Source organism: Streptomyces sp. NPDC002623, assembly GCF_053592635.1.
The window spans coordinates 493,670-509,153 of sequence record NZ_JBSFWB010000003.1 but is presented as its reverse complement, the minus strand read 5'-3'; the positions used below and the strand labels follow the sequence as shown (position 1 = coordinate 509,153).

The following is a 15,484-nucleotide window of genomic DNA, read 5'->3' as shown; positions in this document are numbered from 1 at the left end:
GTGTTCCCGATCCGGACCGGCCCGCGACCGCCAAGCTCTATGCCTCGGGGAACGTCTGCTGACCGGGAATGGGTGGTGCGTCACGACGCTGCCTGCGCAAGCGGTTGGCGAGCGCCTTGTCGTACCCCTGGGCGTGATTGCGCCTGTGTCGCTCCTTGACCGTCTCGCGTAGTGGGCCTGTGGCCCTCTCGACGGCGAGGACTACGGACATCTTGTCTTCCTCGGCCCGTTGCGCACCGAGTGCCGCGAGTTGCTCGATCGTTGTGCCGACGGTGCCCACCAGGCCGTTCTTGATGAGTGTGGTGAACTCGGTGTTCGTCAGATACCGGTCGATCTGGGGGTATCCGAGCAGCCGTCCGCCATTGGGGCCCCGTGTGACGTCGTCTTCCAGCAGCAGCCGTACGTATGGTACGGGCAGGTACATGCCGGGCGCGGGGCCTGGGTCAATGGTCTCCGTCAGGGGCCAGTAGGAGAGCTTCACAAAGCAGGGATCAGGGCCGAGCCGCCACTCGTGGGGAAGGCCCGCTGGGCGGCTGAGGGCGGCCACTCGCTCCAGTCGGCTCAGCTGGCTCAACAGTTTCTTGTCAACGCGAATCCAGCGGTTCCCGGCCTCGTGCGGAAGGCGCTTGTACTGCACCAGCACAAAGCTTTGCGTCGGCTCGTGGTAGAAAATCAGGTCGGTGCCGAGGCGAGTTTCGACCGGTGACGCGTTGACGTTCGCGATTTCGATTCGGCGGCCGAGGTGTTCGAAGACTTGGATGTCGCATCGAAAGGCGGAGCCGAGAGAGCCGCCAACATACGGCGGCCCCATGGACTGGAAGACGTCGTCTCCATCGAAGAAGTGATGCATGTCGTAGTCAAGTAGCGACGGCTCATACGGCTCGGCGATCAAACCAGCCAGAAAGGGCTTGTGACGATTGGTCGGGCGGCGCCAAGCGGCCAGCCGAGCCGGCGGAATCCCCACGGTTGCCAGAGCCAGCCGGGCAGCTTCGTATTGCTCCTGCCAAGAGGCGTCCTCGGCCCGGCTCAGCGGATCGAGGCGTTCTGGCGCGGCAGCCTCACCCAGAAAGTCGAGTAGTCGGCGGAGCTTCTCATGATGCTGGGTGAGAGCCGAAAGGAGGGCTTCGGATGCCACGTTGTCCAGGATGGTGAATTCTCTGCCCGAAGCGGCAAGGACCACATTGCGGACATGCAGGGGGAGTTTCTTTTCAATGGCCTGCAACGAGACAGAGATGGGGCACTCTCGTAGCAGTTCCACGTTGACCCGGGAGTCGACTGCCGCCACTTTGTCTCCGCGTGGCTGCCGCACGACCCCCAGCCAGACCAGCGGAGAGGTCTGCCCGGCTGTGGGCGACCGTTTGACGAGCAGAGTGATCTGAGGCTCGGAACCACTGGGCAAGGAATCGGCGGCGACAGTCTTGGTGAAGGACTGCTTCAGCCGTAAGTCCATGTCAATACGGTCGAGTTCCTTCTCACTGAGCGCTATGACGTAAACCATGCACGGAGAGTACGCGAGTCATCGCCGCATCCCGAGGGCGGGCGAGCGACCGGTGAGAGAGACCGTCTTCTCCACCCACACGGTCTTCCCGGGGCCCACCGCACGTGGCTCGACGCCCCATCGGTCGGCCAGCGTGGCTACGAGCATCAGCCCGCGACCGGACTCGGCGTCACCGGGAGCCTCCTGCAGCGATAGCAGCGGAACGCGCTCCCCACGCGTGTCGGAGACCTCCACGCGCAGCGTCTCGCTGGTAGCGACGAGCCGCACCTCGAAGTCCCGGCCGGGTACATGGCCGTGGCGTACAGCGTTGGCGGTCAGTTCGGCCGTGATGAGGGTCAGCCTCTCGTTCGCGGTGGACGTGTAGGGATGCCCCCACGCGTGGAGCCGGGCCGAGACCAGACGCCGGGCGAGGCGGGCGCCTCGGGGAGTCGAGCTGAAGCGCATGGTGAACTCGTCCGTCGTGGTGCCCACTTCTGCCGCGCCACACGATGCGGTCGCCGTCGTGGCAGTGGGTGAGTGCTCGCTGTTCATGCCGCCAACGCTGCCGGGCGCACACTGATGTGCCCAGGTCCGACGCGCACACAGCGAGCCGCCGTAGGCGACGGTGTGTGACGTGTAGGCGGCGGTGTGCGGCAGGGGGTTCCTGGATCTACTCCCCGTACTCCCTCAGCAACTTGTTGAGGTTGCGGATCTTGTCCACGTCGCCCTTCGGCAGAGGGTCGCTGCTGTTGAAGTGCATGACGTTGTTACGGATCTTGCGGATCTCGTCGAGCCGTTCGATGAACACCTTGCGGTCGAGCGGCCATCCGAGTTGCTCCCACAGCTCGGGGTTCTCCAGTACGCGTTTGTAGTCGCCGACGGTCATGTCGCCGAAGGACTTGATGCGTTCGCCCTTCGAGTCACAGAGTTTGGTGACCTCGGGCAGGGTGAAGGCTCCCGCGATGACCTGCCTCAGCCTGCGGTCCATCTCCCCGATCAGGAGGAAGTGTCCGGCCAGATCCCCGTAGGCCTGGGCCACGTCGGCGGCGGTGACGATGCCCGCGATGGCGTTCCGCTGGTCTCTGACGAGGACGAAGTCGTACTCGGCGAGAGTGGGAAGAAGGTCGATCAGGTCGTGGTCGTAGCGTACGTCCCGGGCGTCCACGACCGCCTGGGATAGGTGGGCTCCGGGGTCGGCGTGCCGGGCACGAGCTATCGATTTCCACGAGACGGATCTCGCCAGGCTGTGCGGACCGGCGAGGACGGGCAGTTGGGAGAAATCGTGGAGCACCATCAGTGTGATGACCTCCTCGAAGGTGGCCGTCGGTTTGACGCTGATGACGCCGCCGAGTGCGGACGGCAGGGTGCCCACGGTCAGTCCGGTCTCGCGTGCTTCCTGCTCTTCGGACGTGCCGACCGGAACTGTGCCGGTCGCCGGAGACCCGGTGAGAGGAACGTCCTTGGTGTCCTCTTCCGCGGCTTTGACCAGGTGGACCGTGGCGGTCAGGGGGACCTTGTCGAACTCGGGCGAGGTGATGAGGCTGTGGTTGGCGAGTTCGGCCTCGATCTGCTCGTTGACGAGCCCTCGGCCTGTCGCGCCCCACCAGCCCAGCAATTCCTGCACGGAGAGAGTGAACGGACTTCCCGCCTCGGCCGACTCACGGGCCTTCTTCAGCCGGGCGTGGCGCTCGCTGGGCGACAGCGATGTCTGCCGCTGCTCCTCCGGTTCTGTGGGGTCGGCTTCCTCGGCGGCCCGGTCCAGCAGTTCCTGGCGCAACTGCATCAGGAATCTGCCGTCGTCCACCTGCCACGCCTCCCATCCGTCGAACGTCCCGTACCCGACAGCGACCGTGGCCGCTTTGGACGGCGAACGGAACTCTTCCCCGTCCGCCAGCCGGATCCATCCCCGGGACGTGACCGTGGCGTCGTGCCTCTCGCCCATCCGGGGCCGAACGAACGACAGGCGCTGGCCTTCCGCCAGAAGCCCGGCACTGAGCAGATCGGTGAGGGTCACCCGCCGTCCGTCCAGGAGGTAGCGGGCGCGGGACTGCGTCTCTGCGGGACTGGCGGTGGAATCAGTCATGTCACCTGCGCCTTTGTCGATGGAGGGGGCCAAGAGTGTCTGCTTCAGAGGTGGCGCCCGATGTGAGCGATGCGGATGGCCTTCTCGTCGTGAACCAGCCGGAAGTAGATGCGGCCGGCGCCACGGTTCAGATTTCCGTGCAGCTGGAAGCATTCGTCCTTGCCGTTGTCCTCCCACATTCGGTCTTTGCGGGAGTTCTCGTGTTCCCCTCTGATGTTCGGGGCTTCCCAGTGTGGTCCGGTGGAGGAAGCCGGGTCCCATTGGGCGGCGGTGGTCTCAAGTTGTCGCAGTAGCTGGCGGGCACCCTTGAACCACCGCGGGTCGAGGTTCTCCAGATCGTCCTTCACTCGGTCGAGGAACTGGAGATGGGGGAAGAAGTCTGCTCGCCCGGCCCAGAGTTCGGCTCCAGTGGAGACGCGGTCCAGTCCTTCACGGAGGATCCAGTCCTGGTGCTCGCAGAGGTGCGCCTTCCGGGAGGTGTGCCGGACCTTGTCCGTGTACTCATCGACGACGATGTCTCCGGGCCCAGGGCCCTCCGACAACTCCTCGATGTCCAGGTCCAGCCAGGCGGTGTCCCAGTCCGAAGCCAGCGGCAGACTGAGCGCGAGCCCGTCCACCATCAAGGCCGCGCGAAGTCCGTGGACGTCGACTCCCTTGAAGCGATGCCATACGTCGTCCCGCTCGTCCGCAGCCGCTGCGTGCAGGGCGGCTGTGAAGGATGTACAGCGGTCGCGCATCCGCTGGAAGTAGAGAGCCTCTTCCTTGTTGCGGGCGTCATTGCGCCATTCCGCGTAGTAGTAGCCTCGTGCGAGTTCCGTCTCGTCGAACGGATTCTGGGTAGCGAGGCTGATGCCGCGCAGACGCTGTAACTGCCTGAGCACGCCCACGAAGGCGCGCATGCCCTCCGCGACTTCGTCCTCCTCACACTCGGACGCACAGGACCGTTCGTTGAGAAATACATGCAGCGGCACGCCCCACCCCATTCTCGTTCCGCGCCGATGGCCCCGACCCCCCGGGGCGCTTCGATGACTCCGTGCGCCTGCTCAGTCGAGCAGTTGGTCGAGGGAGTTCTCCCACTCGTCGAAGAAGCCCTCGGGCCACTCGGAGAGGCGCCCGTCCGGCCCGACGACCGGGCTGACGACCTCCGAGGTCTGATCCTTGCGTCGGAAGTAGTGCACGGCGGTCGCGTCGGTGCTCAGAAGCTCCTGCTTGACGCGGAGCCGTAGCCCGTTGAGCACGTGGTCGCTGTGCGTCTCCATCACGATCTGCGCCCCACTCGCCGCTGCCGCACTCGCCAGGTACGCCATCCAGGTCTGACCCTGCGGATGCAGATGCGCCTCCGGGTTCTCCAGCAGGATCAACGAGCCGGGCTTGGCCGACAGGCAGGCGACGACGATCGGCAGGACGTACGTGAGCCCGAAACCGACGTTGGTGGGGCGGTACCGGTTGGACTGGGAGACGCCCGTGCCGAAGCGGTAGCTGAGCCGGACCGTGTCGGTTCCGTCGATGCCGGCCGCCTCCAGGCTCACCCCGGGGCAAAGCTTCTGCATCCAGGCTTCTGTCTGACCGAGGAGCGTGGCGGACGCCGCGTCACGGACGAGAAGCGCGGACGACTCGACAGGGTCGTCCTGGTGGGCGCGCAGGTAGTTCACGGTGTGCTCGCCGTGCGCGCCGAGGAAGCCGCGCGTGGACACGGCGTGGTGCGAGCGGGGGTAACTGACCTGGGGCGAGACGCGGTCGGCCTTCAGGTACTGGAAGCCGGGTCCGAACAGGGTGGGCAGGCACCGGCTCGGTTCGCAGCCGCCCCTTTCCTCGTCGGGCAGCAGCTTGAGGTGGTCGGCCTCCCGCTCGTAGACGGCATTCCACTGCATGGAAGCTTCGTCGCCGCGCACCGCGAGCGTGATGTACGGACCGGTCTCGTCGTACGACTCGTGCCGCACGTCCTGCCCGATGCCGAGCTGTACCAACTCCTCGTTGAGCAGCAACCCGGCCTCACTGCCGCCGACCGGGGCAAGGTCACCGGACTCGTACGACTGCCGCAGGAGTGCCAGGGACTGGAGGACGGAGCTCTTACCGGAGGAGTTGAGCCCGGTCAGCAGGGTGAAAGGGGCCAGACGGAGTTCCTGGTGAGCGAACGCCTTGAAGTTGGTGAGGGTGAGCGACTCAAGCATCCGTGGACTCCAACACCTCGCGGAACAGGTCCTTCATGGACTGGAAGCGGTAGTTGACTTTGTTGGCGTCGCCGGTGCCTGAGGAGATGGCGTCGTAGAAGTCCGGGTCGTCCATCAGCTCCTCGAACTTCTCCTCAACGAGCGAAGCCCGCTCGCGCAGGACGTGGACCTCGTCGCGTGTACACCGGGCCACGCTCACTGCCTGCACCTCGAAGAGCGCCTTGTTGATGGGGTAGCGGCGAGTGATGCCGTGGAACTGTTTCCGGAAAGCATTCCTTCCGAAGACCTCCCGGCTGCGCTTCATCGCGACGTAGAAACGCGTTTCCAGCAATTCCAGATCCTCAGCCGGAAGGGCGTTGATGTAGTGCATGGTCGTGCGCAAAAAGCCGTCGAAGTCCTGTGTGACATAACGTCTTGGCGGGGTCATCCAGAAGGCGAGGAATCGAAGGCACAGTTCACGCTCCGCCATGCGCGCGGGAGAGATGCTGCCGGCCGTGGCTTCCAGGAAATGGCTGCTCTTCGCCAGCTTGGCCAGCAGGTCACGGGCCGGTCCGGGGATCAAGGCGTGTCGGAGTTCCTGCCGGGTGAGTGGCTGCCCGCCCGTGTTGATACGGGCGAAGATATTGAACTTGGCCTCTTCCGGCGTGCCTTTGCGGATGAGTAGCACGGAGAGTTCCGTCTCCAGGATGCGCGTTTGCATGCGACCGGGGAGTTCGTCAAAGCTTTTTCCCTCGTAGCCCCTGCCGTCGTGGCCCAGGTACTCCAGGTTCTCCAGCAGAAGTGGCTCCAGCCCAGCTGCCTCGGGCTTGACGAAGCGAACGATGGTGGAGAGTCGCTGAACCCCGTCCACCACAGACCAGGATTCGTCCTCTTCTTCCGCCACGTACAGCGTCGGCAGTGCGATGCGTAGCAGCAGTGATTCGATCAGCCGACTTTGCGCGGTGTCGTTCCAGATGCCCGACTGCCGCTGAAAGTCGGGCTGGAGGTCGAGCATTCCGCGCTTCAGCCGCTGGATGATGAGGTCGACCGTGGGGTTACGTGGATGAACCTCGATCAGTTCAGGGTTGAAGGGAAGCCTCCCGGCCTCGCCGATGTCCTCCACCTCGATGCCGGTGCTGCGTCCCGTATCGGTGAACTCCACCGCTGGTTCCTCGTTGCCGGACGCAGTGTGCGCGCTGGAGGGCGTATCCGACGACTCTTCCGGCTCCGGCACGGGAGCGCTGCCGACCACGATGTGCCCCTCCGCATATGTACGTGCCACCCATGATTCGAACGTGTCCGTACAGTAGCTGATCGACTACCGGCAGCGCCCGGCGTTGGCTCCGGAGCGGGCCGAGCCGCAGCCTTCAGGGAAATGGGCGGCCAGACGACTCCTACCGTCGGTCGGCGGTATCTGGTCCTGCCACTGCCCGAGCCCCTCATCTCCGCTGAGCCGGCGGCGCCGGATTGGGCACGCGCCGGTTGAAGACCCAGACACCCTGCGAGTGCGTGGCCCCCATGACCCTCCCCGCGTCCCGCAGCCACGGATTGGCCCGCTGGAACGGTGCGAAGTTGTCGTTGGAGACGATGACCCCGCCGACCTCGTGGGCGATGCTGATCACCAGCGCGTCGCCCCGTCCTTCGGTTCCGGCCGGGGGCTGCACCACGGTGCCGTCGGCGATGGCCGCCTCCACGCGGGGCCGTTCCTCGGGGGACACGTCGTGGCGGAGCGTGGCGTCGACCACCACGTGGATGTCACGGTCGGCGTGCTTGAACCGCAGCGACCGTACGGCGGCCTCCAGCGCCGCGAAGCTCGGCTTACCGCCCGTCGTGCGCGGCGGCCGTCCGTTCCACGCGAGGTTGGATCCATCGATGACGAGCGGCGGCGCGACCGTGGGTGCGCCGGCCGTCGAGTCGGCGGAACGAGGAGGGGCGGGCTTGGACACACCGTTGCTCCGACCGTCGGCGTTCCGCTGTTGGGGATGGGTCGGCGCGGTCGCGGGCCGCGCGGCAGGGGCGAGAGAGAGCAGCCGGTCGAGCTCCTTCTTCACCTCCGGAAGCACGTTCCCGTCCCCGAACACCTTCACCTCGCCGTCGAGGACCACCTCGCCGGTCTTCTGCAAGGTCGCCCTGACGGTCAGCAGGCCTTCCTTGCTGTAGGTGTACTCCAGGTCGAAGACACCGTCCTCGACCGTGCAGCGGCGGGGGTAGGTCAGGACGAGGTCGGTCAGCTTGACGTTGTCCGGGTGGCCGACCTCGCGGTCGGGGTCGCCCTCCCAGACCTCCACGGTCAGCTGGGAGACGTTGTCCTTCGTCGGCTCGTACGACTTCACGCGCTGCTGCGGAAGGCGCTGGTTCCGGTCGATGAGGGCGCTGAAGCTCCGCCTGCCCTCGCGGTCCTTCGTGATCGTGCCCAGGGCGTGCGTGTTGACCACCCGGATGATGCTCTTCAGCTCGCCGTCCATGGCCGCGGCGCTGATCGCCGCCCCCTCGGCCACCGCGGTCATCGGGTCGCACAGCGAGGTGTCCACGAGTTCGCAGTCGAGTGCTTCGGACACCGCGGCGCGCACTGCCGGGATCTGACTGCTGCCACCGATCATGAGCACCGCGGTGAGGTCCCGCGGGTCGATCCGAGCCTGCTCCAGGCATTCCTCCACCGGATCGAGGGCCTGGTTGATGAGGTCCTGGATGGCCTCGGAGAACTCGCCCTGCCCGATCTCGACGGTGACGTCGTCGGGCGTCTGGACACGGACCGATTCCTGATGGGAGAGGAGGATCTTGGCCCGCTCGATCTCCAGGGCGAACATCCGCTTCTCGGAATCGCTCCAACGCCCGCGTACGGGAGCCCGGTCGAGGACCATACGGCGCAGCCGGGCGTCGATCTCCAGGCCGCCGAGGCGGTTGACGCCCCGGCTCGCCTTCTCGTCGAAGAACCCGTCGTCGTGCAGGAGGAGGGTGGCGTCCATCGTGCCGCCGCCCCAGTCGAAGACCAGGAACTCGCCGTCGATCTCCATCTCGTGCGCGTACGCGATCGCCGCGGCCGTCGGCTCGTTCAGCAGAGTGCGGACCGTGAGGCCCGCGGCACGCGCGGCCTCGCGGGTCCGGAAACGGGCCGCGCCGGTCGCGTTGGCGGGCACGGTGATCACGGCCTCGCGGATCTCGGTGGCCGCCTCCTCCTCCGCCGCGCCCGCGATGGCGTGGAAGACGCCCGCGGCGGCCGTGGTCGCGGCGAACCGATCACCGCCCAGCGTGACGAAGGGCTCCTCGCGCAGCATCCGCTTACACGCCTCGACGGCCTGCTCCGAGCGGAGTTTCGCCTCCCAGCCGAACAGGGTGCCCGGCCGCAGGGAACTCGTGCCGACGACCGACGGGTAGAGCAGCTCGAAGCCCTCGCGCCGCCAGTTCGCGTCCAGCCCCTGTCCACCGATCTCCAGGACCTCGACGTATTCGCCGTTCCACTGGGCCGCGACCGAGTTGGTGGTCCCGAAGTCGATTCCGGCAGCCGTCATGCTTCCTCCCCCGCCCTCACACCCGCGGGCCCGGCGATGCGCCGGAGCTGCCCCGCGAGAATGACCTTCCCTGTCAACTCATCCACGTACGCCGGACTCAGCAACTCGAAGGCGTCTCCCTCGCCCTCCGTCACCACGAACCGGTCGCTCTCCTCGGGCTCCGTCACCCGCAGCAGCCGCAGTTCCCGCAGGTGCGCCGTCATCGCGCCCCCGACGGTCTCGCGGCTTTCTCCCGCTCGGGACCACAGCAGCGCGTCGATCTCGGCGAGACGACCGGCGAACTGGGCGCGTGTACGGAACTCGTCCAGGACCGCTCTGCGCACGGCCGCGGTGAGCGCGCCGGCCGGGGGCACTTCGTCCGCCCCGGCAGCCTCCAGGGCCTCCGGCACGCGGGCCGCCACCCCTTTGATGACCGTCATCGCGTCGAGCGGATCAGGACGAGGAGGAGCTTCGACGACACCGGTCTCCGTGGGCTTGTCCCCGGCATCCGTGTGCCGTTCCCGGCGGCGCTTCAGGCCTCCGGGTTTGTGCGGTGGCGGAGCGCCCTGCGCCCCGGGTTGCGTCTGGCCGCACGCGGGACACGGGCGGTGTGCTCGCTCTCTCTTGGGAGTCTTCTTCTTCGGAGGCATCAGGGCTGCTCTGCTTCGTTCGGCTCGGACGGTTGGTCAGGGCTACGACGCGGTCATAGCGCGGAACTGTGGCGGTCGAGGCGTGGCGCGGTGGTCCGGAAGTCTTCGAGCAGCTCGGCGGCGGCACGGGCACGGATAGCCTCCAGCTCGCCGCCACTGGTGACCGGAGTCCGGCGGGGCAGGGCCTCCACCGGGGGCACCAGATGGTTCGGCACCTGGGAGGGCATGATGTATCGCGACCGGTCGAGCGGCAACTGGTAGAAGACGTCCCAGCCCGCCTCGCCGCGCAGCGCGCCCCGGATGCGTTCCTCGGCCATGTTCAGTTCCGACTGGGCCCTGGCGTTACCTTCGCGCTCCCGGAAGATGTCCCGGCAGCGTTCCTCCCACCCGTCGGCTCCGTGATCGAGGCCGATGTCGAGGAAGGGATTGTTGAACGGACCACGGTCGTTCCTTCTCGTCCCCCGCCAGGCACGAAGGAGCCGGAGGTTGCGTTCGGCGACGACTCCTCCCTGCGCGGCGGCCTTGTCGGCGTACTCCTCGGCGGAGTCGAGAAGCCGGTCGCGTCCGGCGGGCGACTCGTGCTGCTCGCTCTGTGCCACGGCCACGTACGCCGCGAGGACGTGGGCCTCCTGTACCAGGTCCGCCGGAACCTTGCGGTTGCTCACACTGTCCCGGGTGAGGGAGCGAGCCTGCTCGGCCGCCGCTTCCAGGTCACCGGTCTTCACGAGGTCGTAGGCGCGGTTCAGGGCGACCAGGGCGTAGAACGGACTCCGTCCGGCGTCGACCAGATTCCTTGGGCGCCACAGGGCGGCCATCAGCAGCCACAGTCCTCGGTCCTCGGTCATGGCCAGCGGCCACTGTCCGGACAGCGCGCCCGACCTGAGGTCGCGGAGCTCGATCTGCTGGGGCCGGGGCAGGGCCGCGTCGAGTGCGTTGACGGCCGTCACATCGCCGTCCATGACGACGTCGTACAGCAGGTCCCACACGTCGTCCGGTTCCTGCCGGACGAGGGTTTCACCCAGGAGGAAGGACTGCCGGCGCAGATACGCATGCCAGGCGAGTCGCTCGGCCTGCTCGCCGGTGACCTTCGCCGGGGCGAGACGCGCCCGCAGGTAGAGGCCTTCCTCAGCGTCCCGTTTCGTCCAAGGTGTGTCCTCGGGCATGAGGCCACCGTGGTCGATCAGATCGTCGATGACGGACAGGGGCGCCCACGGGAGAAGCTCGTCGAGATAGCGGTTCGGCACGGGTATCGCGCCGCGCGTGGCCGCGGTCGCGAAGAGACTGAAGGCGGGTCCGCCCGAGACCGAGTGGGAGCGCTTGCTGACCAGGTCCAGGCTGGGTGCCGTCGAACACAGCACCCTGCACCGCTCCAGGCCCGCTTCGTTGAGCCATCGCACACCGTTGGCCCAGATGTTCCGCAGATGACCGAGGACCGACTCCGGCGACAGGAGGCTCAGCCCTGCGTTCACGGCGGGCAACAGGCTCTCCCGGTCCGGATCTCCTTCGAGGGCCTGCGTGAGAACAGCCCGTTCCGCCTCGGGTATTCCGTCGGCGGCCGCCGCCTCCGTGAGCATGGCCAGCACGGCTTCGACCGCCTCACTGCCACCGACGCCGAGCCAACGCCACTTGCGCTGAACGAAACCGCTCACGCCCGAGGAACCCCGGCTCTCCTTGCGTTCCCGCGCACGTTTCAGCCGCTCTTGTTCAGCGGCTTTCGCTGCCTGACGAGCGGCTACCGGGTCCGTCATGTCATACACGCCGTCAGGTTAGCTGCGCGGTCTGACAATCCATACGGCCTCGTACATATCGTGACCATGGACAATGGCGGATACGGCACGCGCCGGTCGCGAGGCGCCCAGGTGTTCTGCTCAGCACAAGCGGGAGTGCCGACAGCCGCCCCAGCCGCCTCCGCCGGACGAGCTGCTTGACGAGCCACCTGATCCACCTGACCCACCCGAGCCGTCAGGCAGGCCGTCCGGGAAGGTGCTGTTGCGGTTCCGGTCGTGGGGGAACGGGTCGAGGTAGTCCGGGTCGCTGTCGTCGTCGTGGTCGGGCAGCAGGGCCGATCCGTAGTTCTCCCCTGCCTGGGCTGGACAGTCGTTCTCCGGCGCGGACAGCCAGAGCGTCACCGACGTGCTGTCGGGGATCCGTTCCTCGCGAGCGGGATCGTGGGCACACACCTGCCACTCGTCGTACTCGCCCACTTCGGGGAGAGTGTCGTTTCCGTAGATCGTGGTCGTGTACGTCCGTTCGGACTGAACGTCGAGAGCGGCGAGTTTCTTCTGAGCCGCCTTCCAGGTCGCGCCGATCAGATTGGGCATCCTCGGCCAGGGGATGGGGCCGCCGTCTCGTGTGGGGCATGGCGTGCCGGTCTGCACCGCTCCGAAGTCGATCGTCCTCCTGCCGCTGGACGTTGTGCCGACCTGCTGGAAACAGACGGTCCAGTTGGAGCGCATCCAGATGCCCTTGTTCTGATCGGACGCGTCGTGGCTGCCGGCGGTGAATCCGTCGGCCTGTGCCCTCTCCTCTGCTCTGTCCAGCCGTAGGCCACGGTAGTTCGGGATGTCCTGGGCGGGTGTCGGCTTGGGTTGCTGCTGCGCCGGGGAGCTGACAGGGCTTCCGGCGTTGCGTGCCTTCGCGTTCGTCTCCGCCACGGTGTCCGACGTCTTGTTCTGGGGTGCAGGTGGCAGGACCGCCCCGAACAGCACCACGGCCGCGACGGTCGCGGTCACCTTCCACGACTTCCGCCAGATGTTGCCCCGCCACAGGAGGACGAGCGCGAGCAGCAGCATGAGGAACCCGAGAAACGCGTTGAGGAAACCGAGCACCGGTACGGCCAGGACGAAGCCGGCGCGTGCCCACCCGGTTCGCCACCAGGGTGTGCGGGGAGGGTCGGCGGGCGGCGGTGGCGGGAATCCTGGGACGGGTGCGGTGCGGGGCATGGCCACAAGGCCTTTCGGAGGGTGGCGGTTGATCCGTTGGGCAGTGGTCCGTACGGCCTCTGCCGACGGGACTGCTTGCGGGCCAACGGAGCGTAGTGAGCAGAGGGGGCCGTCTCACGCCCTCGGAGGGCCTGGGGGAGGGCGAGGAGGGGCTGGTGCCGCTTGTTGAGGTAGGCCGCAGAGGTGCATGCCCGCATGTGATCGAGGCGGAGGTCGGATGGCTCGGTGACCGGACATCTGCCCAGGTCGGCACCGGGGCGCGGGATTCCGTGACGCGGTCGTGCGCGATGTTCTTCAAAGCCTTTGGGGAAACTACCGACCCCACCAAACCCGGCCTGGTCGTCCGCGAGTTGGGGTGCCACTCGTTCGAGTGATCGGGCCGTCAGCGGGCCAGGCGGGTGGGGTACGGTCGCCGCACACAACCACAGACAGAGAACGGCCCCCGGCAGGACGGCAATCCCGGCGAGGGCCTGACCACACAGGAAGACATCACCTTCCCCATGGCTGAACCGCAGTCTAACGCGGCCCTGCCCGCGTTCCCGTTGTCCGAGCACCCGCCGCCCGTACCTCCGGAACTCCCGCCGGACGCACCCCGCGCCGGAGTCCTCCACGTACGGCACCGCCACACCGAGCGCTACACCGTCGTCGGCAACCATCTCGCCCAGCACCCGCGGCTCTCCGCTACGGCGATCGGCATCGGCGTCCACATCCAGTCCCTGCCGGACGGTGCCTCGGTCACCATCAAGGCGCTGACCCTGCGCTTCCCGGAGGGTGAGGTGACGATCGGCAAGGCGTTGCGGGAACTGGAGGCGGCTGGGTACCTCGTCCGCCGCCGGGTGCCGCTCGGGGGCGGCCGGATCGCCACGCGTACGTTCTTTCTCGATCATCCGGCAGCTGTTGTACGCGCGTTGGTGGCGGGCGGGGGTGGCTTGGGGGCTGTTGCCTCTACGGCGGCGGCCGGGCCTGAACCTGCGGTTCTGTCTGCACCCGGGCCGGTGGCTGTTCCGGCGGCAGCGGAGGTATCGGTGCCGGATTCGGTCCGTACGAGGCGTGCGGCCCCGGAACCCGTCACGATGCCCGCAGGCCCGGCGGCTGACCTGCTCGCGCGTCTACGTCTCGCCGATACCCGGCTGTGGCTGTCCGAACGGGACGTCCAGCGGCTTGTGCCTGCTGTCGAGACCTGGCTCGCCCGCGTCGCGACGCCGGACCAGATCACCCGCACGCTCACCGCAGGCCTGCCGTCCGAGGCCGTTCCCATCCACCACCCGGCGAGCTTCGTCGAATACCGCTTGAGCACCCTGCTCCCACCGCCATTGCCAGCGGTGCCTCTTCGTACGGCGGCGGCGACGCCCGCAGCGCAGCGGGTGCCGCTGGTCACCTGCGACGGGTGCGAACGTGCGATCCGTACGCATGATCCGCGCGCAGTGTGCCGCGATTGCAGGGAACGCCGTGACCACCGCACGGGCGGAGCGGTGCACTCGGCCGCCTGAGCACTTGTTCTGGTGAACTTTCGAGGTTCGGCGGTGTGGTGAGCGTGTGCTTTCTAGCGTGGGCATCGGTCGGTACGGGCGGTGGAGGTGAGCGGACGGTGAGTGAACTGGTGCGGGAGCCGGACGAGACCGGGGTTGCGGGCGTGGACTCGGACGTCGAGACGGAGGCGTCGGGGTCGCCTGAACCGGGGTCGGGCATCCTCCGGGTCTTCGGACGCCAACTGAAACGGTTCCGGCTGCGAGCGGGTCTGGAACGCGCCGAGTTCGGGTCGCGGACCGGGTACTCGGCGTCCACGATCGCGGCGTTCGAGCAGGGGAGACGAACGCCGTCGCCTCGCTTCATCGATGTGGCGGACGAACTGCTGGACGCGGGCGGCGTCTTGCAGGAGATGAAGGAGGAGGTCGCGAAGGCCCAGTATCCGGCGTTCTTTCGGGATGCGGCGCGGCTGGAGGCAGAGGCGGTTGAGCTGCATGTCTACGACACACACTTGATCAACGGGCTTTTGCAGACCCAGGAGTACGCGCGGGCGGTGTTCGCGATGCGCCGACCCCTCTTGGACGAGGAGACAATCGAGCAGAGGGTGGCCGCTCGGATGCTCAGGCAAAAGATCTTCTCGCAGTGGCCCGCGCCGCTGATGAGCTTCGTCATTGAGGAGGCTGTGCTGCGCCGCCCCATCGGTGGCGCTGAGGTTCATCGCGGCCAGCTTGAGCAGATCCTGCTCACCGGGCAGAACCGCAACGTCGAGATCCAGGTCATGCCGTTGCTGCGGGAGGACCACGCGGGACTTGCAGGTCCGTTCACCCTGATCGAGACCAGGGCGGGGCAGCGGATCGCATACGCAGAGGTTCAGAAAAGTAGTCACCTCTACACCGAGCGGACACCCGTTCGGGAGCTTGAGGCGCAGTATGGGATTATCCGGGCTCAGGCTCTTACTCCACGAGAGTCGATGGCTTTCATCGAGGGACTGTTGGGAGAGCTATGAAGGGCGCAACGGGACTGACCTGGGTCAAGAGCACCTACAGCAGTGGTGAGGGTGGCCAGTGCGTGGAGGTAGCCACCTGCTCTCAGGCTGTCTATGTACGGGACTCAAAGGACTCTGCTCGTCCCGGACTGGCTGTTGGCCAAGATGTTTGGGCGACGTTCGTCGGGTACGCCGTCGAACAGAACCACTGAGTCGCCGCGCAAGACGGGTTCGTGAACGAC

The 15,484-nt window shown here is 67.1% G+C and carries 13 protein-coding genes; 3 read left to right on the top strand and 10 right to left on the bottom strand.

Going from position 1 to position 15,484, the window contains the following annotated elements; all coding sequences use genetic code 11:
- Positions 1 to 37: 37 nt before the first annotated feature.
- The 10 genes from ACWD4O_RS07880 to ACWD4O_RS07835 form a co-directional block, all read right to left on the bottom strand.
- Entirely contained in the window at positions 38 to 1,498 is a 1,461-nt protein-coding gene (locus tag ACWD4O_RS07880) for a hypothetical protein (RefSeq protein ID WP_451278458.1), read from the bottom strand.
- Positions 1,499 to 1,516: 18 nt separating this feature from the next.
- Positions 1,517 to 2,029, bottom strand: a complete 513-nt coding sequence (locus ACWD4O_RS07875; RefSeq protein ID WP_451278456.1) for an ATP-binding protein — start codon at positions 2,027 to 2,029, stop codon at positions 1,517 to 1,519.
- Between the two features lie 118 nt (positions 2,030 to 2,147).
- Entirely contained in the window at positions 2,148 to 3,560 is a 1,413-nt protein-coding gene (locus ACWD4O_RS07870) for a restriction system modified-DNA reader domain-containing protein (protein ID WP_451278454.1), read from the bottom strand.
- A 44-nt stretch (positions 3,561 to 3,604) separates the two neighbouring features.
- Complete coding sequence (locus ACWD4O_RS07865) at positions 3,605 to 4,531, bottom strand: hypothetical protein (RefSeq protein ID WP_451278452.1); 927 nt, start codon at positions 4,529 to 4,531, stop codon at positions 3,605 to 3,607.
- 72 nt (positions 4,532 to 4,603) lie between these two features.
- Positions 4,604 to 5,731 (bottom strand): AAA family ATPase, encoded by a 1,128-nt coding sequence (locus ACWD4O_RS07860; RefSeq protein WP_451278450.1) that lies wholly within the window; start codon positions 5,729 to 5,731, stop codon positions 4,604 to 4,606.
- A complete protein-coding gene (locus ACWD4O_RS07855; RefSeq protein WP_451278448.1) occupies positions 5,724 to 6,962 on the bottom strand; it encodes a DUF262 domain-containing protein in 1,239 nt (412 codons plus the stop codon). Before ACWD4O_RS07855 ends, ACWD4O_RS07860 begins: the two co-directional genes overlap by 8 nt.
- 187 nt (positions 6,963 to 7,149) lie before the next feature.
- Positions 7,150 to 9,219 (bottom strand): Hsp70 family protein, encoded by a 2,070-nt coding sequence (locus ACWD4O_RS07850; protein ID WP_451278446.1) that lies wholly within the window; start codon positions 9,217 to 9,219, stop codon positions 7,150 to 7,152.
- A complete protein-coding gene (locus tag ACWD4O_RS07845; RefSeq protein ID WP_451278444.1) occupies positions 9,216 to 9,638 on the bottom strand; it encodes a hypothetical protein in 423 nt (140 codons plus the stop codon). The genes ACWD4O_RS07850 and ACWD4O_RS07845 overlap by 4 nt, the downstream gene beginning before the upstream one ends.
- 263 nt (positions 9,639 to 9,901) lie before the next feature.
- Positions 9,902 to 11,497 carry a hypothetical protein gene (locus ACWD4O_RS07840; protein ID WP_451278442.1) on the bottom strand — a complete coding sequence of 532 codons (1,596 nt, stop codon included), beginning with the start codon at positions 11,495 to 11,497 and terminating at the stop codon, positions 9,902 to 9,904.
- Positions 11,498 to 11,716: 219 nt separating this feature from the next.
- The gene (locus tag ACWD4O_RS07835; RefSeq protein WP_451278440.1) at positions 11,717 to 12,790 is read right to left on the bottom strand and encodes a hypothetical protein; all 1,074 of its coding nucleotides are present in this window, start codon (positions 12,788 to 12,790) and stop codon (positions 11,717 to 11,719) included.
- A 398-nt stretch (positions 12,791 to 13,188) separates the two neighbouring features.
- Between ACWD4O_RS07835 and ACWD4O_RS07830 the strand changes: the two genes are divergently transcribed.
- From ACWD4O_RS07830 to ACWD4O_RS07820, 3 genes are all read left to right on the top strand, one after another.
- Positions 13,189 to 14,280, top strand: coding sequence for a hypothetical protein (locus tag ACWD4O_RS07830; protein ID WP_451278438.1), 1,092 nt, complete (start codon positions 13,189 to 13,191; stop codon positions 14,278 to 14,280).
- 107 nt (positions 14,281 to 14,387) lie between these two features.
- Positions 14,388 to 15,263: a helix-turn-helix domain-containing protein gene (locus tag ACWD4O_RS07825; protein WP_451278538.1), complete on the top strand. Its 876-nt coding sequence runs from the start codon at positions 14,388 to 14,390 to the stop codon at positions 15,261 to 15,263.
- Positions 15,260 to 15,454 (top strand): DUF397 domain-containing protein, encoded by a 195-nt coding sequence (locus tag ACWD4O_RS07820; RefSeq protein WP_451278436.1) that lies wholly within the window; start codon positions 15,260 to 15,262, stop codon positions 15,452 to 15,454. The genes ACWD4O_RS07825 and ACWD4O_RS07820 overlap by 4 nt, the downstream gene beginning before the upstream one ends.
- The last annotated feature ends 30 nt before the right edge of the window (positions 15,455 to 15,484 follow it).